Source organism: uncultured Oceanicoccus sp. (genome assembly GCF_963968385.1).
Lineage (GTDB): Bacteria > Pseudomonadota > Gammaproteobacteria > Pseudomonadales > Dasaniaceae > Oceanicoccus.
In genome coordinates this window covers 1-20,054 of sequence record NZ_CAXAHB010000034.1, presented here as the reverse complement: position 1 = coordinate 20,054, position 20,054 = coordinate 1, and the positions used below count along the sequence as shown (strand labels likewise).

Genomic DNA, 20,054 nt, shown 5'->3' with positions numbered 1-20,054 from the left:
AGTCACTGTTGCTGACCCTGTAGATCAAAGCCATCTAACCTGATCTGGCGGCTATAGCGCAGTAACTGCTCATCATTCACTGGGCTTTGCTCCATTCGACGCGGCGATATAACAAGCGCCGGTCACTCGATCGAGTCCAGCGAGATCCTGTTGAGTAAATACTTGTTCAAACCCCGCTGTTGCCAATAAGGCTTGCACGGCCGTGGCTTGATCATAACCATGCTCAAGCAATAGCCAGCCATGATCACTAAGATAAGCTGGGGCCTGTCGAATAATGGTTGCTATATCGGCAAGGCCTTTGTTATCCGCCACCAATGCCGAGCGAGGTTCAAAACGGACATCGCCTTGCTGTAAGTGTTTATCAGCCGAATCAATATACGGAGGGTTACTAACAATTAAATCAAACGATTGATCGCTAAGCGCAGCAAACCAATTCGATTGAAAAATCTCGACATTATCCAAGCTATATTTTTGCCGGTTGCTTTCTGCTAGCGCAACGGCCTGCGCCGTGATATCACAGGCTTTTATCACACAATCACTGCGCTCAGCAGCCAAAGCCAGTGCGATGGCTCCAGTGCCAGTACCCAGATCAAGGATGCTAGCTGCAGTTTTGGCCGATATTGTAGCTAGCGCCAATTCAACCAGTAATTCAGTTTCCGGGCGGGGTATTAAGGTGCAAGGGCTAACTTGTAAATCCAACGACCAAAACCCCCTCTCACCAATAAGATAGGCAACGGGCTCTCCGGTAATGCGTCGTTCTAATAAACTTTGAAATTGTTGCCGAGCTGGCTCTGGCACTTCTGCCTCGGGCCATGCTCGCAGATAACTGCTAGGTTTTTGCAAACAATGGCACAGTAACATCGCTACATCTAGCGCCGGGCTGTCACTGCATGCAACTAATTGCTGGCGCTGTGATAGTAGCTCCGCTACGGTTGCCATGGTTTTATTCGTCGGCCATGGCCGCTAACAGATCGGCCTGATATTCATTGCGCAATGGGTCGATCACTTCACCCAGCGAGCCTTCCATCACTTCTGATAATTTATATAAGGTTAAATTAATCCGATGGTCGGTGACGCGGCCCTGTGCATAATTGTAAGTTCGGATTCGTTCCGAGCGATCACCGCTACCGACTAAATTGCGGCGCTCATCGGCTTGCTGTTGCTGTTGTTTATCCTGAATACCGGTCAGGATTCTTGACTGCAGCAAAGACATCGCCCGCGCTTTGTTTTTATGCTGTGAGCGTTCATCCTGACACTCCACCACAATACCTGTGGGTATATGGGTTAAACGAATCGCTGAATCGGTTTTGTTGACGTGCTGACCACCGGCACCGGAGGCGCGAAAGGTATCTATCCGCAAATCATTTTTATTGATTTCTATTTCGTCGACACTATCAATTTCCGGCATGATCGCCACGGTGCAGGCCGAGGTATGTACCCGCCCCTGTGACTCTGTTTCTGGTACACGCTGCACACGATGAGCCCCGGACTCAAATTTTAAATGGGCATAAACATCCTGACCGGTAACCCGAACGATAATTTCTTTATAACCACCATGATCGCCTTCACGCTCGGAGATGGGCTCGACTTTCCAGCCCTTTTTTTCAGCATAACGGCTATACATTCGGTATAGATCACCAGAAAAAATCGCCGCCTCGTCACCACCGGTCCCTGCCCGAACTTCTAAAAAGACATTATTGGAATCATTGGGATCTCTGGGCAGTAATAATTTTTGTAGCTCTGCTTCCATCTCATCACGACGACCTTGCGCATCGGATAGTTCTTCCTGCGCCATCTCGCGCATTTCAGCATCGCCATCTTTTAATAAAGCTTGTGCCTCGTCTATATCGTCTATGGTTTGTCGGTAATCGTTATAGCAATGCACAACGGGTTCGACTTCTGCGTACTCTTTGGATAGCGATCTAAATTTATCCTGATCACTAATAATCTCACTGTCACTTAGCAACGCGCCCAGTTCTTCATGGCGGTCTAGTAAGTTATCCAGTTTCTGAACAATTGAATCTTTCATGGTGTCTCTTTGTTGTTTTCGTCTTCAGGCTCTTTGTCAATTTGCAGCCCAAACAGTTGGTGCGCCCAACCTACCCTGTCCTCACGACCATCAGCGCTGGCTTTTTTCATGGCTATACTTGGCAGGTGCATAAACTTATTGGTCAGGTTGCGGGCAAGCTGGGTCAATACCTGCTCGGCATTTTCGCCTTTGGCCAGCTGTTTTAACGCTTTTTCCAATTCAATATCACGCGTCTGTTCCGACTTTTGCCGATAGGCTTTAAGGGTTGAAACCACATCCAACGAGCGTAGCTGTTGCAAATAATTGTCTACGCCTTTATCAATCAGTTTATCGGCTTTGCGTGCTTCTGATTCGCGGTTGCGCTTATTTTCATCAACAATCTCGGTAAGATCATCAATGGTATATAAATAAATATCGCTTAACTCACCCACTTGTTGTTCTATATCTCTGGGCACCGCGATATCGACCATTAAAATCGGGCGATGCTTGCGGTGTTTTAACGCGCGCTCTACCGCGCCTTTACCCAAAATCGGTAATTGACTGGCGGTGGATGAAATCACGATATCGGCCTGTATTAATTGCTCGGGAATTTCAGAGAGTAATACCGCCTCGGCACCGAAATGATGGGCCAGTTCTCTTGCCCGACCCAAAGTACGGTTGGCCACTACGATACTTTTTACCCCGTTTTCTGAGAGATGTCGCGCCGCCAACTCAATAGTCTCGCCGGCACCAATCAATAAGGCGCGGGTTTCGGTTAAATCAGAAAAGATATGGTGCGATAAATTCACCGCCGCATAGGCGACTGAAACCGGGTTTTTGCCAATTGCGGTATCGGTGCGCACTTTTTTAGCTACGGAAAACACATGAGGGAAAATTCGCGAGAATTCGCTGCCTACAGAATTGGCTTCTTGGGCCACGGCAAAGGCCGATTTCATTTGCCCGAAGATCTGCGGCTCACCCAATACCATGGAATCCAAACCGCTGGTTACCTGAATAATATGCCGCAAGGCATTTTGATCGCTATAGCTGTAATAACAAGTTTCCAGATCGGACCAGGGAATATGATGATAGGCACCCAACCATGCCAATAGCCGCTGCTCGCTGCCCTGAAGATGCTCGTCCGCCACCATCGCATAGAGTTCGGTACGATTACAGGTCGATAAAATCACCACCTCGGCCAACAGCGCATCGGTTAATGCGTCCTGCAAGGCTTCAGCCATTTGCTCAGGCGCAAACGCAACGCGTTCGCGCAGCGCAACATTGGCTGACTTGTGATTAATGCCCAGTACAATCAAGACCATACAGCGGTGATGAATCCTCAAAGGGGGTGACAAACCCAATTATCAATATAGCAGGAACACATTATCGCACCCCTCTCCACAAAAAGGCGCACAATTCTAGCAAGTTAGCGAGCAAAAGTGGATTCACAGTGCTACTTATTATAATAGTTATAGTGATTAGAAGCCGCTTTATGTCATCATAGCGGCCTAATATAAGGACCCAAACTGTATGACCCCAATGTCCACCACGACTTTTAAAGTACTCGCTACAACCACAGTGCTAGCTTTATTTAGCGCTTGCAGTAGCACGCCACAACAACCTGCCGATGAGCCGGCAGCAGAAACCGCCATTAACCAAGCTGCAGTGGAACAGGTGGCAGCAGACATTCCCACAAGATCTTTTCCTGACGACAGCTTGCATGATTTATTAGTGGCCGAATTTGCCGTAAGACGCAATCACTATGACCTTGCTTTAGGCAATTATCTCCAACAAGCCCATCAAACCCGTGATGCCGGTGTTGCCGGCCGTGCTACTCGATTGGCGCAATTTCTTGGTGCCAATAAAGCCACACTGAGTGCCGCTCAGTTATGGGTAGAACTGGAGCCAGAAAATGCAGAAGCGCAATATATCGCTGCCACTACGCTGGCCAAAAATCAACAGCCGCTAGCGGCACTAGACCATATGACTAGCTTGCTTGAACAAGGTAGTAGCACCAATTTTGCTGCCATTGTCGCTGATACCTTGGCTATGCCAGAGGCCACTCGCAACGCGGTGGAGGCACGTATTGACGCACTACTGCTTACTTATCCTGAGAATACTCAGCTACTGTTAAGCAAAGCCTTGATAATTCAACAGCGTCAGCAAGCTGAAAAAGCTTTGACCATTGTTCGCCATGCACTAAAAATCGACGCCGAGGATTTAGATGCTGTGGTTTTAGAGGCGCGCTTATTGCAACAGCTTAACCGTGTCGACGAAGCCTATGATCGACTGGAAAAAGTGGTTGCCACGCACCCCAATAATCGTCGCCTGCGACTGCAATATGCCCGCATTTTAATGGCTAAAGATATTGAAAAAGCCAAACAACAATTTGAGATTTTACTCGCACTCTCACCTCGCGACCCCGATCTATTGCTCTCGCTCGGTTTAATCAGCAAACAAATTCAACAACCTGAAGCGGCTAAAATCTACTTTCAGCGTTTATTGAATAGCGGCAATAAAACCACCGCCGCCAACTTTTATCTGGGGCAACTAGCCGAATCCGATCAAGACTGGCAAACCGCGATTAACTACTACCAGCAGATTCCACCGGGTGGGACTGACTTTTTCACCGCGATTAACCGCATTATCAGTGTCTATAGCCTGCAAGGGCGGATTGATACCGCTGGTGAGTATTTGCAAAAGCTACATCAGCAATACCCCGAGCACGCCGTGCGTTTGCATCTGTTGGAATCAGAGCTAATGCTCAATAATAATCGCGCTGAAGATGCTCATAAACTTTTAACCCAAGCGCTGTTAATCAACCCCGAACAACCTAATTTGCTGTATGCCCGCTCGGTACTTAGTGAACGTTTGGATATGCTTGAATTAATGGAGCAGGATTTGCTTAAGCTTATTGCCTTGGATAGTAACAATGCCACCGCACTGAATATGCTGGGTTATGTTCTGGCCAATCGCAACCTGCAACTGGATAAAGCCTTTGACTATATTAGCCGTGCCTTAGCCATCAGGCCTGGTGACCCAGCGTTTCAGGATAGTCTCGGCTGGGTGCAATACCGGCGTGGCAATCTAAGCGAAGCGTTAGCTTTATTGAAGACGGCCTATAAAAACTTCCCCGATCATGAAGTGGCAGCGCACCTCGGTGAAGTACTATGGCAATTGGGTGAGCAAGCAGCGGCGATAAAAATCTGGCAAGACGGCCTGAACAACAAACCCGATAGCCATTTCATCAAAGAAACCATGCAACGGCTGGCTCCTGCGACGGTATCTGCGGAATAATGATGATTCGTCTGCTACAGCGTATCCCGATACTATTATTAGCTGTGCTTAGTGCTTGTAGCACCGTGCAGCAGACCGCACCAACGGCCGTCATTATGGATGGATTGGCTAACAATCGGGATATTCAGCAGTGGTCCGTTAGTGGCAAAGTGGGACTGCGCAGCAACCAACAAGCTCACAGCGCCTACCTTAACTGGCGTCAGTGTGGTGAAGTATTTGATATCCGCCTTAGTGGGCCGCTAGGGCAAGGGGCCGCTCATTTAACAGGCGACTCAAAACAGGTTTATTTAGTCACCGCCGATAAACAGCGCTATTCCGCCAGCAACACCAGCACTTTATTAAAGCAACAGTTTGGCTGGACGCTGCCGATGGAGCAATTACGTTATTGGCTGCGAGCATTGCCAGATCCCAATTATAGCCATCGAGTCGATAACAATAACGCCCCAGGATTTAAGCAACAGGCATGGCAGCTGAGCTATCCGCGATTTATCAAACACAGTGCCTACCAGCTTCCCAGCCGAATTATTGCTGAACAACCCACGGTAAAAGTTACCGTCGTTATTAATCAATGGCAGCTAGATCCGGACTGCAATACACCATGAGCACCCTAAGTCTGCTATCTCCGGCAAAACTTAATCTGATGTTGCATATCACCGGGCAGCGCGATGACGGCTATCATCAACTGCAAACCCTGTTTCAATTACTGGATTACGGCGACACCCTGCACTATCAAACCCGCGATGATAATCAGTTACACCTGAGCCCAGCTATAGCGGGCATTGCAAGCGAAGATAATCTTATTATTCGAGCCGCTCGGCTACTGCAACAGCAGTCCACCGGCTCAACTTTGGGCGCGGATATACAGCTGGAAAAAACCCTCCCGATGGGCGGCGGCTTGGGCGGCGGTAGCTCGAATGCCGCTACCACTCTGTTAGCGCTAAATCAGCTTTGGCAACTGGATTTATCGATTGATCAACTGGCTGATTTAGGCCTGCAATTGGGCGCTGATGTGCCGGTATTTGTCAGAGGCCATTCCGCATTCGCCGAAGGCGTGGGTGAACGCCTGCAAGCTATTGATATTGCTGAGTCTTGGTACTTGGTGGCCAAGCCTGATTGTGAGGTCTCGACCGCTGAAATTTTTTCCCACAAACAGTTGACTCGGAACACCTCTCCGATCACAATAGCCGCCGTTTTGAAGCAGGGTGGTCACAATGACTGCGAAGCGGTGGTACGACAGTGTTATCCGGCTGTTGATCGGGCATTAAATTGGCTAAATTCACTAAGCCAAACAGCCACTAACAACCCCGCTCGACTGACAGGTACTGGTGCCTGTGTTTTTGCCCAATATCCTGACCGTAAGTCAGCCGAGCAAATTCTTCATCAGTTACCCAAGGAATTACAGGGCTTTGTTGCCAAAGGGGTGAATATTTCCCCAACGCATCAAGCACTTAGCCTGTAAACCAAGTACTTTTATTGGGGCGTCGCCAAGCGGCAAGGCACCAGGTTTTGATCCTGGCATTCAGAGGTTCGAATCCTCTCGCCCCAGCCATATTATATTCCCTCGGGCCGATCATCCGAGCGAAGCTGGACAGTGGATCGATGCGCCATCGACCTGGGCGACGCCAAAAGCCCGCCATCAATGCTCCCTCCCAGCGAAGTAAGCTATAAAAAAATATATGATTGAAGCTGTTATAGAGCTTTGGTCTGCAACAGCAGCAATGTGCAACCAGCATAGGAAAATACCGTGTCCAAATTGATGGTTTTTACCGGCAATGCCAACCCTCAACTCGCTGAGCAGGTTGCCGCACAACTACATCTTCCCTTGGGTGAAGCCGATGTAGGCCAATTTAGCGATGGCGAAGTCGCTGTTGAGATTAAAGAAAACGTGCGCGGCGCGGATGTGTTTATTATCCAGTCTACCTGCCAGCCCACCAATGATAATTTAATGGAATTGATCGTCATGATCGATGCCATGCGCCGCTCTTCAGCGGGCCGCATTACCGCAGTAGTCCCCTACTTCGGTTATGCTCGTCAGGATCGTCGGGTACGCTCGTCACGAGTACCGATTAGCGCCAAAGTCGTTGCCGATATGATGACTGGTGTTGGTGTCGACAGAGTACTCACCGTTGATCTACACGCCGAACAGATTCAGGGCTTTTTTGATGTGCCGGTTGATAACGTTTACGGCTCACCGGTGCTGTTAGACGATATCAACAAACAAGCATATTCCAATATGGTAGTGGTATCTCCGGATATCGGTGGTGTGGTTCGAGCTCGTGCTGTCGCCAAGCAACTTAATGATTGCGATTTAGCCATTATCGATAAGCGTCGACCCCAGGCTAACGAAGCGCAGGTCATGCATATTATTGGTGAAGTAGAAGGCCGCACCTGTGTGTTGGTTGACGATATGGTCGATACCGCTGGCACGCTGTGTAAAGCCGCCACTGCACTAAAAGACAATGGTGCTGCCAAAGTGGTTGCCTACTGTACCCACCCAGTATTGTCGGGCAAGGCACTGGATAATTTAAGTGGCTCACAACTAGATGAGCTAGTTGTGACTGACACCATTCCGTTAACCGATGCAGCCAAAGCCTGCGGTAAAATTCGCACGCTCACCATGGCCACGCTGTTAGCCGAATCAGTACGTCGAGTCAGTAACGAAGAATCCATTAGCGCGCTGTTCCGATAGTTGAAGCACCGCTAATACTAACGGATTGATCAAACAGCGATGATTTATTGCTGGTCATCAATCCATCAACCCACTCATTACTGGTCGCAGGTAATGAGTGTTTTCGCTAACTAAAGGAGACATACTATGTCTAGCGAATTTACGTTAAATGCAGAGACCAGAACAGACTTAGGGAAAGGTGCGAGCCGCCGCCTACGTCGTCTGGAAAACCGTGTGCTTGGTATCGTCTATGGCGGTAAAAGCAAGCCCGCACCCGTAACCGTAGCGATGAACGAAATCGTTAAGCTGGCTGAAAACGAAGCGTTTTTCACCAGCCTAGTTGATCTTTCGCTAGACGGTCAGTCAGAGCAGGTTGTTGTTAAAGATATGCAGCGTCACCCAGCCAAAAATACCATTATGCATGTTGATTTCTTGCGTGTTAGCGCCAAAACCAAGTTGACTATGCATGTGCCGCTTCACTTTATTAATGAAGAAAGCTGTTTCGGCGTTAAGATGGAAGGCGGTACTATATCCCACGCTCTTAACGATATCGAAGTTAGCTGTCTGCCAAAAGACTTGCCCGAATATATCGAAGTCGATATGGAAGCGCTGAAAATCGGTGAAAACATTCACCTGTCAGACCTGACTTTACCCGAGGGTGTTGAAAGTGTTGCCCTAGCTCACGGCGGCGATCACGATCTGCTGGTATCAGCCGTTAATGCCACTAAAGGTGGCGCTGATGAAGACGAAGCAGACGAAGCGGCAACCGAGGGTGAAAGCGACGCTGCAAGTGAAGGTGAAAGCAAAGAAGAAAGCGGCGAAGACTAACACGCTTCCGCCAAGGGCATTGCCAGCAATGCCCAGCTTGCCACTAAAAATGGGGACTTTGTCCCCATTTTGTTTTTTACACTATGCTATCTAAAATAACGGGCTTGTTTAAGGGCGCTGACAGTGAGTAAGATTAAACTGATTGTAGGTTTGGGCAATCCGGGCCGCGAATACGAACAGACCCGCCATAATGCAGGCGCGCTATTGGTAGAGGCGCTTGCCGGCCAACAAGGTGTGTCCCTAAAACCAGACAGCAAATTTTTTGGGCTGACTGGCCGAGTCAATCTTGATGGTGACGATGTGCGGCTGGTGATCCCTACCACTTTTATGAATCGCAGCGGTCAGGCCGTTGCCGCTATGTGCAACTTTTATAAGGTAGCTGTAGAAGAAATACTCGTTGCCCACGATGAACTGGATATTGATATCGGCACCGCCCGCTTTAAACAGGGCGGCGGTCATGGCGGTCACAATGGTCTGCGGGATATTGTCGCCAAATGCGGTAATAACAAAAACTTTCATCGCCTGCGTATTGGTATTGGTCACCCTGGCTCTGCCGATAAAGTCAGCGGTTATGTGTTAACCAAAGCACCCCAAGCCGAGCATCAGAAAATACTGGATGCCATTGATGAAGCGATACGCGCCTTGCCCGAAGCCATTAGCGGCGACTGGGCTAAAGCGATGAATTATTTACATAGCTTCAAAGCCTGACTTGAACTTCACCAACAAACACAATATAAGAGAAAATCATGGGATTTAATTGCGGAATCGTTGGCCTGCCTAATGTCGGCAAATCCACGTTATTTAATGCACTGACCAAAGCGGGTATCGATGCGGAAAACTTTCCCTTCTGTACCATTGAGCCCAACTCAGGCATCGTACCCATTCCCGATTCGCGCCAGGATAAACTGGCAGAGATTGTAAAACCGCAAAAAGTAGTACCGACAAGCATGGAGTTTGTCGATATTGCTGGTCTAGTCGAAGGCGCCTCCAAAGGTGAAGGGCTTGGCAACCAGTTTCTCGCCAATATTCGCGAGACCGATGCGATTGCCCATGTGGTGCGCTGTTTTGAAAACGACAATGTTATTCACGTTGCCAATACCATCAACCCCGCTAACGATATTGACATTATCAATATGGAATTGGCACTGGCTGATCTGGAAAGTGTTGAAAAACAATTGCAAAGAGTCACCCGCACAGCCAAAGGCGGCGATAAACAAGCAATCGCGCAAAAAGCGCTGATCGAAAAATTGATTCCTCATCTTTCTGAGGGCCTGCCGGTGCGGTCACTTGAATTGACTGAAGCCGAACGGGATATCTTACCTAGCCTGCATTTATTGACCACTAAACCTACCATGTATATCGCCAATGTCGATGAAGATGGCTTTGAAGACAATCCGCTATTAGATGTTGTCCGCACGATTGCTGAAGCCGAAGGTGCGGTTGTGGTACCGATCTGTAATAAGCTCGAAGCAGAGATTGCTGAATTGGACGAAGCAGAAAAAGCTGAATTTCTGGAAGATCTCGGTATGCAGGAGGCCGGATTAAACCGCGTCATTCGCGCCGGTTATGAGCTGCTCGGTCTTCACACTTATTTCACAGCAGGCGTTCAGGAAGTCCGTGCATGGACTATTCCTCTGGGCGCTACCGCACCAGAGGCCGCCGGCGTAATTCATACTGACTTCCAGCGTGGTTTTATCAAAGCTGAAATTATGTCCTATGAGCATTTTGTGGCGCATAACGGCGAACAAGGGGCCAAAGAGGCCGGTAAATTACGTCTGGAAGGTAAAGACTATATCGTTAAAGACGGCGATGTAATCCACTTTAAATTTAACGTGTAAATCCGCCAAACAGGTTGCAACACGCTTGACAGCAAGGGCCCGAATCGCCAGAATACGCGCCTCCTGAAAGTCGGCACTAGGCTCACAAGGCTCATGCAGACCAGACAAGTTTTGGCGAGATAGCTCAGCTGGTTAGAGCACATCACTCATAATGATGGGGTCGGCAGTTCAAATCTGCCTCTCGCTACCACTCTATACTGCTAAACCAGTAGCTTAACAGCCCGCCAATCAGCGGGCTTTTTTGTGGATGCTGTATGACTTCCCTACCAAACCCATATCCAACCTTCGATAGAAACACCACAAACATCAGCTTGTCGAGTGGACTAGCTTGTTTTAACGATTTCTGCCGAAACAGCAAAATCAATTCATCCGGTGCAGGGCACAAATTTTATTACCGGAGGGATCTCGTAAATAAGCGAGATAAAGACTGACCGTTGCGTTCTCGCGCACACCGGGAGGATCTTCACAGGAAGTACCACCATTAGCGAGACCTGCCGCATACCAGGCATCAGCCGTCGCCGAATCCTTCACTGCAAAGCCGATGGTACTACCATTACCATGGCAGGCAGGCTCGCCATTAATGGGTTTGCTGATAATGAAGATGCCACCTGCCGTAGAATAGAAACAACGACCTTTTTCGTCGATTACACCCAATTTACACCCCATAGTACCTAGAACCGCATCGTAAAACTTCTTTGATGCTTCAATATCGTTTGCACCAATCATTATATGACTGAACATTAATACTCTCCTCTTTTACAAAATAAATAAAACACACAATAGCCAAGGCTAAAACGGTCTGATCTCAAAAATCATATTAGAACGAACACTTAAATCGCATAGACTTACACTATCCAAACGCCTAAGCCGAAATCAGTTAATGATAAACAAAGAGCGCTCGAGAAAAATTACAAAAGAGTAATTTTTAACATTAAAAAAGAAACAATAATACTTTTTTAGAAAAGTATAATGGCTACGAGTGCTGAAGTATTAGAGATAACTTTAAGCAGAAAACGCTAGCGTTTAGGTCGCCATAAATTCCTGACGACTAGTGGCATCGTCTTTAAATAAACCACCTAAGGCCAAGGTCTGAGTCATCGAAGAGGCATCCATAACACCGCGCGCTTTGACACAATAATGCGAGGCGTCAATGCTTACCGCTACGTTCTCTGTTTGTAGCAAGGTTTGCAATGCCATTAAGATTTGCTGGGTTAAGCGCTCTTGTACTTGCGGGCGCTGCGCAAAGAAGCGAACAATACGGTTAATTTTAGACAGGCCGATAATTTTTTTAGCCGGCATATAAGCCACCTTGGCCACGCCATCGATGGTGACAAAATGATGCTCACAAGTGCTGACTAAACTAATATCACTGACCTTGACCATCTCATGTACGCCCATCTTATTTTCGATGGCGGTGATTTTTGGGAACTTGCTGTAATCCAGACCAGAAAAAATCTCATCGACATACATCTTGGCGATGCGGTGAGGCGTTTCATTCAAGCTGTCATCAGTAAGATCCAAACCCAGAGTATCAACCACATCGGTCATGGCCTCACGGATACGCTGATACTTTTCATCTCTACTTAATAACTGCTTGCCGGTAAGCGGTGTTTCCAGACCGGCATCGATCAGTGCCTTACGAACAAGCTCTGCTTCATCTGAATATGTAGTCGACATAGGAGGAAAGCTTAGTGTTTGCTCTGCTACTGAATCCATAATTGATCCTTTATTAATATTGTCTCTAAGGGTGGTTACGCATGCCCGCCATGTATTGGATTAACGGCAAGACGGGTTTTTCTAGATAGCCTCAGAACCCTTAAACCTACTCTAACATGCTAGAATGGGTTTTTCTAAATCACTTTTACCTATTTTATGACTTTTCTGCAACAACTCGAGCCCTGGGCTTTTACCGCCTCAGACAACGTCACCCTAAGAGGTTGGCAAACTCGATTGAGTGGCAAGCCCATTATCTATTTTCGACATGGCAATGGCCTTAGTGGCCTGTGCTATAAACCTATGCTGGAACAATTAGCACCCCACTATGACCTGGTGATCATGGATACTCAGGGCCATGGCGATAGTGATAAAGGCGATAAGATCAGCTGGCAGCAGTGTGCCATACATGGCTTGGAGCATATCGAAGCTTGTTATAGCCAGTGGAATAACCTTTGGCAGGGTGCGGGTACTATACCGCTGTACGGCATTGGCCATAGCTTTGGTGGCATTATGACATTATTAACCGCAGGTCATCGGCCACAGCTATTTACCCGAACCATACTGCTAGACCCGGTACTATTCCCGCCGCATATCAGGCTAATCAACCGCCTTATCCATTTATTCGGTCTATCCAACTTTAACCCCATAGTCAGTCGCACCTTAAAGCGTCGTAGCCGCTGGCCAAGTCGCCAGAACGCCTTCGAGACACTGCATGGCCGAGGCATTTATAAAGGTTGGGATAATGCCTGCCTGCGAGCCTATACCGATCACTGCCTGTCAGAACATCAACAGCAAGCCCAGTTAAAATGCTCACCCACTACCGAAGCCTTGATATTTGCAGGGCAAACTGGCCCGATATGGCCTTCAGTCAAAAAGGTGGCAACACCCATGACCATCATCGCTGGCAAAACAAGCTACTCATTTGTTAAGGCTGCTAGCGCTAGAGCAGCTAAACAAAACCCGCTTATCGATCGTATTGTGATCGAAGGCAGGCATTGTTTTATGCAAGAACGCCCGATTGAAACTGCCGAATTAATTCTCAAACTTTTAAGGCAAGCTTAAATCTAAAAAGGCAAGTTGGCACTCTACCCCGATACTTACGCCTAGAATAGCCAACAGAAAAAATAGAGAGAGCATATTTATGGCTTCAAGTATTTTAATTATCGCGGTTTTACTCTTTGCCCTGCGAGGCCTGCTCCTCGGCTTTAGCGGTGTTATTGGTCGATTGCTTGGCTTTGCTCTGGGCTACCTTGTGGCCGACCACTATCGCGATCCACTCGCCGATTTTATCAGTTTAAATACCAGCATTGGTCTGCCTGCTGCCGCCCTGCAAATAATCAGCGGCTTGGGGCTATTTATCGTCACCCTATTTTTCACCGGCCTGATCGTCGCCATGCTATTTAAATTGTTAGGTCGCGTTATCCCCATCTTTAAAATGATTGCCGACAACCATTCGATCGGCGGTAAAATTGCCGGAGCGACGCTGAATGGCGCTATCGCTACCGCTGTGGTTTTGTTAGGTCTGTGGGGCTTTGGGAAAGTCACCCAGCTACAAGATCCCGATGACCGACTACAACACATCGCCAACCAATTTGGCGATAAAGTCTTTGGCATCATCGCCGACAATAACGACTTTAATATTGAGCATTTTTCACAATCGTTTTCACAGACAACCAGCAATGGTCAGGTGACTCGTAGCACCAGCGCCGGTTACTCCAGCTTTGGCTCGACGGCTACCAACAGCTCTTCTAGAACTAATATTGATTCTGTAATAGAGCTACTGCAGCAATCCAATCAAAACGGTAACGGTATCGATACCGCCGAACTACTCAACAACCCACAGCTGCAAGAACTAATCAATAACCCTGAACAACTCCAGCATATTCAGCAGCAAATTATCAACAACCCACAGCTGCAGGAATTAATGCAACGCTTGCAATCTCAACAACCCTAGCAGTAAAAAATCCATTGGATTTCGATAACGATAATTACCAAGCAAATTAAAGGAAGTTCGCTATGCATATCTGGGTCGATGCCGACGCCTGCCCCAACGTGATCAAAGACATCTTATTTCGCGCTGCTAATCGGGTACAGATACCAGTAACACTGGTCGCCAACCAATATATTAAGGTGCCACCATCACCCTATATTAAATCGGTGCAAGTGCCCGCAGGCTTTGATGTGGCGGATAACCATATTGCTCAGCAAACTGAACCCGGTGATATTGTTATCACCGCAGATATTCCACTAGCTGCTGATATTGTTGCCAAGGGCGCCTATGGTATTAATCCGCGCGGCACGCTATATACCGAACAAAATATTAAGCAGACCTTAACGATGAGAAATTTTATGGAAGAAATGCGCAGCACGGGACAAGCCAGCGGCGGACCACCACCACTGGATTCAAAAGACAAACAAACCTTTGCCAATACACTCGACAGATTACTTGCCAAAGCCAAATAATGGTTTGGGCAAGATTAATGACTGTGACTCTTTACTAGGTTTCATAGAAGATAAACATTGATTAAACCGCCATCGAATTCCCTTAATTATTCATTTTAACGTATAATCGCGCCCCTCAATTTTAAGCTTAATGCTATGGCGAGATGGCATTGATCAGAGCACTTTTTTGGAGCTTACGCATGTTTAGTGTTAACGAATACTTTGATGGCAAGGTGGCATCGATCGCCTTTCAAACGAAAACTTTACCCGCCACCGTTGGCGTTATGGCCATTGGTGAATTTGAATTTGGCACCAGCCAGAAAGAAACCATGACGGTGGTGAGCGGTGCGCTTACCGTAAAGTTGCCGGGCAGTGATGACTGGAAAACCTTTAATGCTGGCGAACACTTTATTGTTGAGGCTAATGAAAAATTTCAATTAAAGGTTGCTGTTGAAACGGCTTATCTTTGTACCTACGAATAACCGTAGCTAAGGGCGATAAAGGCCGCTGAAGTCTAGCCTTCCCGAACAGGATCAAAAGCCGTATAATCCGCCGCCACACGCCAGATGCCGGCCAAGCACCATCGGCACCCACTATCGAGATTATTCATGTCATCCTCCGAAGCCACCAGTTTTAAAGATCTGGCACTAGCCACACCCGTGCAGAAAGCCATTGATCAGGTTGGCTATGAACAGCCCTCGCCGATTCAAGCCGCCAGTATCCCGCACTTATTAAATGGCGATGATCTCCTCGGAGTGGCGCAAACCGGCACCGGCAAAACGGCAGCCTTTGCGTTACCGCTACTAAGCAAAATCGATATTAACAACAAAACACCTCAAACGCTGGTACTGGCCCCTACCCGAGAGCTAGCTATTCAGGTGGCCGAAGCCTTTCAAACCTACGCCAGCCAAATGAAAGGGTTTAATGTTTTACCTATTTATGGCGGTCAGGATATGAGCGGACAATTACGCCAGCTTAAACGTGGGGTGCATATTGTGGTAGGCACACCCGGCCGCGTTATGGATCACCTGCGCAGGGGCAGCTTAAAACTGGAAGGACTAACCAGCTTGGTATTGGATGAAGCCGACGAAATGCTCCGCATGGGCTTTATTGATGATGTGGAATGGATTTTAGAACATACGCCGAAACAACGACAGGTTGCTCTGTTTTCTGCCACCATGCCAAAGCCTATTCGCAAAGTGGCGGACCGCTACCTAAACAACCCAAAAGAAGTTCGCATTGCCAGTGACACCACCACTGCGGCAAAAATTGAACAGTCTTATTTAATCGTCAATGGCTTTGAACGCAAGCTCGATGCCATTACTCGCATACTAGAAGCTGACAACTTTGATGCCATGATTATTTTTGTTCGCACCAAAACCGCTACGGCAGAACTGGCTGAAAAACTGGAAGCCAGAGGCTATTCCGCTTCAGCATTAAACGGCGATATGAATCAGGCCCTACGTGAACGCACCATTAATCGCCTGAAGAAAAAACAACTCGACATTATTGTCGCTACCGATGTAGCCGCACGTGGCATTGATGTTGAGCGCGTTAGTCATGTACTAAATTTTGATATCCCCTATGACCCCGAGGCCTATGTTCATCGCATTGGCCGTACTGGCCGTGCCGGCAGAGCAGGCAAAGCGGTTTTATTTGTAGCTCCCCGTGAAAAGCGCCTATTGCAAGCGATTGAAAAAGCCACCCGCCAATCCATTTCAAAAATGGATTTACCCTCCGGCGTGGAAGTGTCTAGCAAACGTATAGGGCAGTTTAAGCAGCAACTAACCGAAACATTGGATAATCAAAAACTGGATTTTTTCCATCAGGTACTCTCTGAATACAGCATTGAGGCTGACCGCTCTGCCGAAGATATCGCCTGCGCACTGGCCTATCTATTACAAAAAGATAAGCCACTTGAAGTCAAAGATGAACCAAAACCCAAAAAACAGCGGGATAGTTTTGACCAACCAGAACGCAATGATCACAGAAAATCAGCTCGTAAAAGAGCAGAAGGCAAGCGCAATAAAGCCGACATTAATATGGTTCGCTACCGGATTGAGGTGGGCCGCGACGACGGCGCCAAGCCCGGCGATGTGGTAGGCGCTATTGCTAATGAGTCAGGGATTGACGGTAATCATATCGGCCATATCAAACTGCATGACAGTTACTCGACCGTTGATTTGCCCGAAGGCATGCCCAAAGATATGCTAAATACACTGAAAAAAGTGCGTATCTGCAATAAAACTATTTTTATCTCTGAAGAAGCTAGAGCCGATTATAGCAATAAACCAACGTCGGATAAGAAGAAAAGGCGTAAGCCAAACACCAGCGCTAAACCTAAAAACAGTTCAAAAACGAATAAAGCCAAAAATAAAAAAGCTGATAGCAAATCTAAAGTAAAAAAGCGTAAAGCCAAATAAAAAACTGAGTATTTATACGAAGGCGGCAAAGACCGCGGATTTCGGCGCGACATTACGGCCCAACACCCTGCCAAGCTGCTATGGCTTATGCTAAAATCTCCAGCCATATTCATCACAGCATCGAACCTCTCAGATCATGAGTAATAAAGACTCTATTTATTCTCAACCACTGGATTCTATCGCCAGCTTTAGCTTTGACGAAAAGGTGGTGCAAGTATTTCCGGATATGATTCAGCGTTCCGTCCCAGGTTATAGCACCATTATTGCTATGACCGGAGTACTGGCCGAACGTTATGCACAACCCCATAGCCATTGTTATGATTTGGGTAGCTCTCTGGGTGCTTCTACACTTGCCATGCGGCAGCAACTTAATGATCGCGATTGTAAAATTTTTGCCGTTGATAATTCTGCCGCGATGCAACAACGCTGCCAACAGATTATTGATCAGGATACTTCAACCACACCGGTTGAGTTAGTAGCAAGTAACATCCAAGACGTTATGATAAAAAATGCCTCCGTCGTGGTATTAAACTTTACGTTACAGTTTATTAGCGTAGAAGAACGGCAAGCTTTATTAATTAAAATATATAACGGCATGCTCGACGGCGGTATCCTGATTTTGTCAGAAAAATTTTGTTTTGATGATCCACATTTACAAGCACTAAATACTGAGCTACACCACAGCTTTAAACGCGCCAATGGTTATAGCGATATGGAAATCAGCCAGAAGCGTACCGCATTAGACAATGTTCTACTGCCAGAAACCATTGCCACCCATCAACAACGTTTAAAAAACGCAGGATTCAATAACGTGGATGTTTGGTTTCAGTGTTTTAATTTTGCCTCGTTGGTCGCTATCAAATAATGATTGATTATCAGCCCTTTATTGAACAACTCAGCAGCAACGATAATTACCGTGATGCGCTGGCACAGTGGCTTGAGCAAATCCCGGCACAAATCACCAACGGCCTAGATGAAAAACGCTATGGCGATCTGCCCCGCTGGCAATCAGTATTGGCACAGCTGCCTGACTGGCCGACCAGTGATTATGATTTAAACCAAGCGGCTATTACGATCAATACCACCAAACCACTGACCACAGCTCAACAAAACGATTTCAAACAACAGCTAAAAGGACTACATCCCTGGCGCAAAGGCCCGTTTAATTTGTTGGGTATAGAAATTGATACCGAGTGGCGCTCCGATTGGAAGTGGGATCGGTTAATCGATCATATTCAACCATTGACGGGAAAAAAAGTATTGGATATCGGTTGTGGTAGCGGTTATCACTGCTGGCGTATGCGCGGCGCAGGTGCCGACCTGGTGATTGGTATCGATCCCACACCGTTATTTATTGTGCAGTTTTTTACTTTGCAAAAGTATATTCAAGATCATCGCGTCACAGTATTGCCGATGGGTATTGAACAGCTACCGAAAAAACTTGGCTTTTTTGATACGGTGTTTTCTATGGGCGTACTTTATCATCGTCGTTCTCCTTTTGATCATCTTGTAGAACTACGAGATAGTTTGGCTACCAGAGGCGAACTAGTGCTGGAAACATTGGTTATCGAAGGCGAAGAAGGTGAAGTTCTGGTTCCCGAAGGCCGCTATGCGCGCATGGGCAATGTCTGGTTTCTGCCTAGCTGCCCGACCATGATGTTATGGTTAAAAAAGGCGGGCTTTAATGATATTAAACTGGCCGATGTTACTGATACCACAACCGAAGAACAACGCCGTACAGAATGGATGACTTTTCATTCACTGGAGCAGTTTTTAGACCCGGATGATCACCGCAAAAGTGTCGAGGGTTATCCAGCACCACGCAGAGCTATTTTTACTGCCAAAGCTCCTTAAGCCGCCCCGCCATTGACTCATCACACCATTGATGAGTGGTAAAAATCTGACCTAGCTTATACCGTAGCGAAATTTATCGACTAAAAAGGACTGCATCAGGGATTGGTATTAAAAATTGGGTAAATGTCCAGCAGCTAGAGCACTACCATCATCAAACCGGCGATGCTCAGCTACTTGGCCTACATTCCAGCGACTTATATCCCTGTTAAAGTTTGTGGCCTTGCAAAACATCGACATCATGTTAGTTACGTTCCCTGTATCCCAGCCACTTATATCGCTGTTAAAGTTTGTGGCCTCATAAAACATCATCCACATACTCTTTACGCTTGCTGTATTCCAGCCACTTATATCGCCGTTAAAGCTTGTGGCCTCCGCAAACATTGAGTCCATGCTAGCTACGCTCGCTGTATTCCAGCCACTTATATTCCCGTTAAATCTTGTGGCAAACGAAAACATCGACGCCATATTAGTTACGTTTCCTGTATCCCAGCCACTTATATTCCCGTTAAAGTTTCTGGCCTTCCAAAACATCGACCCCATATCAGTTACTTTCGCTGTATTCCAGCCACTTATATTCCCGTTAAATCTTGTGGCAAACGAAAACATCGACTCCATATTAGTTACGTTTCCTGTATCCCAGCCACTTATATTTCTGTTAAAGCTTCCAGCCACCCCAAACATCGCCGCCATATTCTCTACGTTTCCTGTATCCCAGCCACCTATATCCCCGTTAAATATTGTGGCCTCCAAAAACATCGTCCTCATATTAGTTACCTTACTTGTATCCCAGCCACCCATATCCCTGTTAAAGTTTGTGGCAAACGAAAACATCGACTCCATATTAGTTACGTTTCCTGTATCCCAACCACTGATATTACCGTTAAAATTTTTGGCATACTTAAACATCGACTCCATAGTCTTTACGTTACTTGTATCCCAGCCACCCATATCCCTGTTAAAGTTTGTGGCAAACGAAAACA

At 47.1% G+C, this 20,054-nt stretch carries 20 protein-coding genes and 2 tRNA genes; 16 read left to right on the top strand and 6 right to left on the bottom strand.

Going from position 1 to position 20,054, the window contains the following annotated elements; genetic code table 11:
• Positions 1-72: 72 nt before the first annotated feature.
• Genes prmC through hemA form a run of 3 tightly spaced genes read right to left on the bottom strand, consistent with a single transcriptional unit; the run spans position 73 to position 3,330 of the window.
• Complete coding sequence (gene prmC, locus AACP44_RS05285) at positions 73-939, bottom strand: peptide chain release factor N(5)-glutamine methyltransferase (RefSeq protein ID WP_339339434.1); 867 nt, start codon at positions 937-939, stop codon at positions 73-75.
• Positions 940-943: 4 nt separating this feature from the next.
• Complete coding sequence (gene prfA / locus AACP44_RS05280; RefSeq protein WP_339339433.1) at positions 944-2,029, bottom strand: peptide chain release factor 1; 1,086 nt, start codon at positions 2,027-2,029, stop codon at positions 944-946.
• Positions 2,026-3,330 (bottom strand): glutamyl-tRNA reductase, encoded by a 1,305-nt coding sequence (gene hemA, locus AACP44_RS05275; protein ID WP_339339432.1) that lies wholly within the window; start codon positions 3,328-3,330, stop codon positions 2,026-2,028. Before hemA ends, prfA begins: the two co-directional genes overlap by 4 nt.
• 208 nt (positions 3,331-3,538) lie before the next feature.
• Between hemA and AACP44_RS05270 the strand changes: the two genes are divergently transcribed.
• The 9 genes from AACP44_RS05270 to AACP44_RS05230 all read left to right on the top strand — a co-directional run bounded on the left by AACP44_RS05270 (position 3,539) and on the right by AACP44_RS05230 (position 10,829).
• Positions 3,539-5,305, top strand: a complete 1,767-nt coding sequence (locus tag AACP44_RS05270; RefSeq protein WP_339339431.1) for a tetratricopeptide repeat protein — start codon at positions 3,539-3,541, stop codon at positions 5,303-5,305.
• Complete coding sequence (lolB, locus tag AACP44_RS05265) at positions 5,305-5,907, top strand: lipoprotein insertase outer membrane protein LolB (RefSeq protein ID WP_339339430.1); 603 nt, start codon at positions 5,305-5,307, stop codon at positions 5,905-5,907. Before AACP44_RS05270 ends, lolB begins: the two co-directional genes overlap by 1 nt.
• Entirely contained in the window at positions 5,904-6,764 is an 861-nt protein-coding gene (ispE, locus tag AACP44_RS05260) for a 4-(cytidine 5'-diphospho)-2-C-methyl-D-erythritol kinase (RefSeq protein WP_339339429.1), read from the top strand. Before lolB ends, ispE begins: the two co-directional genes overlap by 4 nt.
• Before the next feature lie 15 nt (positions 6,765-6,779).
• Positions 6,780-6,854 (top strand) — tRNA-Gln (locus AACP44_RS05255).
• 207 nt (positions 6,855-7,061) lie between these two features.
• Entirely contained in the window at positions 7,062-7,994 is a 933-nt protein-coding gene (locus AACP44_RS05250; RefSeq protein WP_339339435.1) for a ribose-phosphate pyrophosphokinase, read from the top strand.
• Between the two features lie 126 nt (positions 7,995-8,120).
• Positions 8,121-8,801: a 50S ribosomal protein L25/general stress protein Ctc gene (locus AACP44_RS05245; protein WP_339339428.1), complete on the top strand. Its 681-nt coding sequence runs from the start codon at positions 8,121-8,123 to the stop codon at positions 8,799-8,801.
• A gap of 123 nt (positions 8,802-8,924) precedes the next feature.
• The gene (gene pth / locus AACP44_RS05240; protein WP_339339427.1) at positions 8,925-9,509 is read left to right on the top strand and encodes an aminoacyl-tRNA hydrolase; all 585 of its coding nucleotides are present in this window, start codon (positions 8,925-8,927) and stop codon (positions 9,507-9,509) included.
• 38 nt (positions 9,510-9,547) lie between these two features.
• On the top strand, positions 9,548-10,639 hold the full coding sequence (gene ychF / locus AACP44_RS05235) for a redox-regulated ATPase YchF (protein ID WP_339339426.1): 1,092 nt from the start codon (positions 9,548-9,550) through the stop codon (positions 10,637-10,639).
• Positions 10,640-10,752: 113 nt separating this feature from the next.
• Positions 10,753-10,829 (top strand) — tRNA-Met (locus AACP44_RS05230).
• 170 nt (positions 10,830-10,999) lie between these two features.
• On the opposite strand, the gene AACP44_RS05225 is transcribed toward AACP44_RS05230, so the two are convergent.
• Both AACP44_RS05225 and folE read right to left on the bottom strand, forming a co-directional pair.
• Entirely contained in the window at positions 11,000-11,380 is a 381-nt protein-coding gene (locus AACP44_RS05225) for a VOC family protein (protein WP_339339425.1), read from the bottom strand.
• A 282-nt stretch (positions 11,381-11,662) separates the two neighbouring features.
• Positions 11,663-12,355: a GTP cyclohydrolase I FolE gene (gene folE, locus AACP44_RS05220; RefSeq protein WP_339339424.1), complete on the bottom strand. Its 693-nt coding sequence runs from the start codon at positions 12,353-12,355 to the stop codon at positions 11,663-11,665.
• A 156-nt stretch (positions 12,356-12,511) separates the two neighbouring features.
• Between folE and AACP44_RS05215 the strand changes: the two genes are divergently transcribed.
• The 7 genes from AACP44_RS05215 to cmoB all read left to right on the top strand — a co-directional run bounded on the left by AACP44_RS05215 (position 12,512) and on the right by cmoB (position 19,074).
• Positions 12,512-13,417, top strand: a complete 906-nt coding sequence (locus AACP44_RS05215) for an alpha/beta hydrolase (protein ID WP_339339423.1) — start codon at positions 12,512-12,514, stop codon at positions 13,415-13,417.
• 79 nt (positions 13,418-13,496) lie between these two features.
• Positions 13,497-14,309, top strand: coding sequence for a hypothetical protein (locus AACP44_RS05210; protein ID WP_339339422.1), 813 nt, complete (start codon positions 13,497-13,499; stop codon positions 14,307-14,309).
• 62 nt (positions 14,310-14,371) lie between these two features.
• Positions 14,372-14,818: a YaiI/YqxD family protein gene (locus AACP44_RS05205; protein WP_339339421.1), complete on the top strand. Its 447-nt coding sequence runs from the start codon at positions 14,372-14,374 to the stop codon at positions 14,816-14,818.
• A gap of 179 nt (positions 14,819-14,997) precedes the next feature.
• A complete protein-coding gene (locus AACP44_RS05200) occupies positions 14,998-15,279 on the top strand; it encodes a pyrimidine/purine nucleoside phosphorylase (protein WP_339339420.1) in 282 nt (93 codons plus the stop codon).
• 126 nt (positions 15,280-15,405) lie between these two features.
• Entirely contained in the window at positions 15,406-17,220 is a 1,815-nt protein-coding gene (locus AACP44_RS05195; protein WP_339339419.1) for a DEAD/DEAH box helicase, read from the top strand.
• A gap of 136 nt (positions 17,221-17,356) precedes the next feature.
• Positions 17,357-18,085: a carboxy-S-adenosyl-L-methionine synthase CmoA gene (cmoA, locus tag AACP44_RS05190; protein ID WP_339339418.1), complete on the top strand. Its 729-nt coding sequence runs from the start codon at positions 17,357-17,359 to the stop codon at positions 18,083-18,085.
• Entirely contained in the window at positions 18,085-19,074 is a 990-nt protein-coding gene (gene cmoB, locus AACP44_RS05185; protein ID WP_339339417.1) for a tRNA 5-methoxyuridine(34)/uridine 5-oxyacetic acid(34) synthase CmoB, read from the top strand. Before cmoA ends, cmoB begins: the two co-directional genes overlap by 1 nt.
• Before the next feature lie 108 nt (positions 19,075-19,182).
• Here cmoB and AACP44_RS05180 read toward each other — a convergent pair.
• A partial coding sequence (locus AACP44_RS05180) for a BspA family leucine-rich repeat surface protein (RefSeq protein WP_339339416.1) occupies positions 19,183-20,054 on the bottom strand: 872 nt, incomplete at its 5' end.

Coding starts and splice junctions, on each gene's coding strand:
- prmC (WP_339339434.1), bottom strand. CDS start 939: ATGGCAACCGTAGCGGAGCTACTATCACAGCGCCAGCAATTAGTTGCA.
- prfA (WP_339339433.1), bottom strand. CDS start 2,029: ATGAAAGATTCAATTGTTCAGAAACTGGATAACTTACTAGACCGCCAT.
- hemA (WP_339339432.1), bottom strand. CDS start 3,330: ATGGTCTTGATTGTACTGGGCATTAATCACAAGTCAGCCAATGTTGCG.
- AACP44_RS05270 (WP_339339431.1), top strand. CDS start 3,539: ATGACCCCAATGTCCACCACGACTTTTAAAGTACTCGCTACAACCACA.
- lolB (WP_339339430.1), top strand. CDS start 5,305: ATGATGATTCGTCTGCTACAGCGTATCCCGATACTATTATTAGCTGTG.
- ispE (WP_339339429.1), top strand. CDS start 5,904: ATGAGCACCCTAAGTCTGCTATCTCCGGCAAAACTTAATCTGATGTTG.
- AACP44_RS05250 (WP_339339435.1), top strand. CDS start 7,062: ATGGTTTTTACCGGCAATGCCAACCCTCAACTCGCTGAGCAGGTTGCC.
- AACP44_RS05245 (WP_339339428.1), top strand. CDS start 8,121: ATGTCTAGCGAATTTACGTTAAATGCAGAGACCAGAACAGACTTAGGG.
- ychF (WP_339339426.1), top strand. CDS start 9,548: ATGGGATTTAATTGCGGAATCGTTGGCCTGCCTAATGTCGGCAAATCC.
- AACP44_RS05225 (WP_339339425.1), bottom strand. CDS start 11,380: ATGTTCAGTCATATAATGATTGGTGCAAACGATATTGAAGCATCAAAG.
- folE (WP_339339424.1), bottom strand. CDS start 12,355: ATGGATTCAGTAGCAGAGCAAACACTAAGCTTTCCTCCTATGTCGACT.
- AACP44_RS05215 (WP_339339423.1), top strand. CDS start 12,512: ATGACTTTTCTGCAACAACTCGAGCCCTGGGCTTTTACCGCCTCAGAC.
- AACP44_RS05210 (WP_339339422.1), top strand. CDS start 13,497: ATGGCTTCAAGTATTTTAATTATCGCGGTTTTACTCTTTGCCCTGCGA.
- AACP44_RS05205 (WP_339339421.1), top strand. CDS start 14,372: ATGCATATCTGGGTCGATGCCGACGCCTGCCCCAACGTGATCAAAGAC.
- AACP44_RS05200 (WP_339339420.1), top strand. CDS start 14,998: ATGTTTAGTGTTAACGAATACTTTGATGGCAAGGTGGCATCGATCGCC.
- AACP44_RS05195 (WP_339339419.1), top strand. CDS start 15,406: ATGTCATCCTCCGAAGCCACCAGTTTTAAAGATCTGGCACTAGCCACA.
- cmoA (WP_339339418.1), top strand. CDS start 17,357: ATGAGTAATAAAGACTCTATTTATTCTCAACCACTGGATTCTATCGCC.
- cmoB (WP_339339417.1), top strand. CDS start 18,085: ATGATTGATTATCAGCCCTTTATTGAACAACTCAGCAGCAACGATAAT.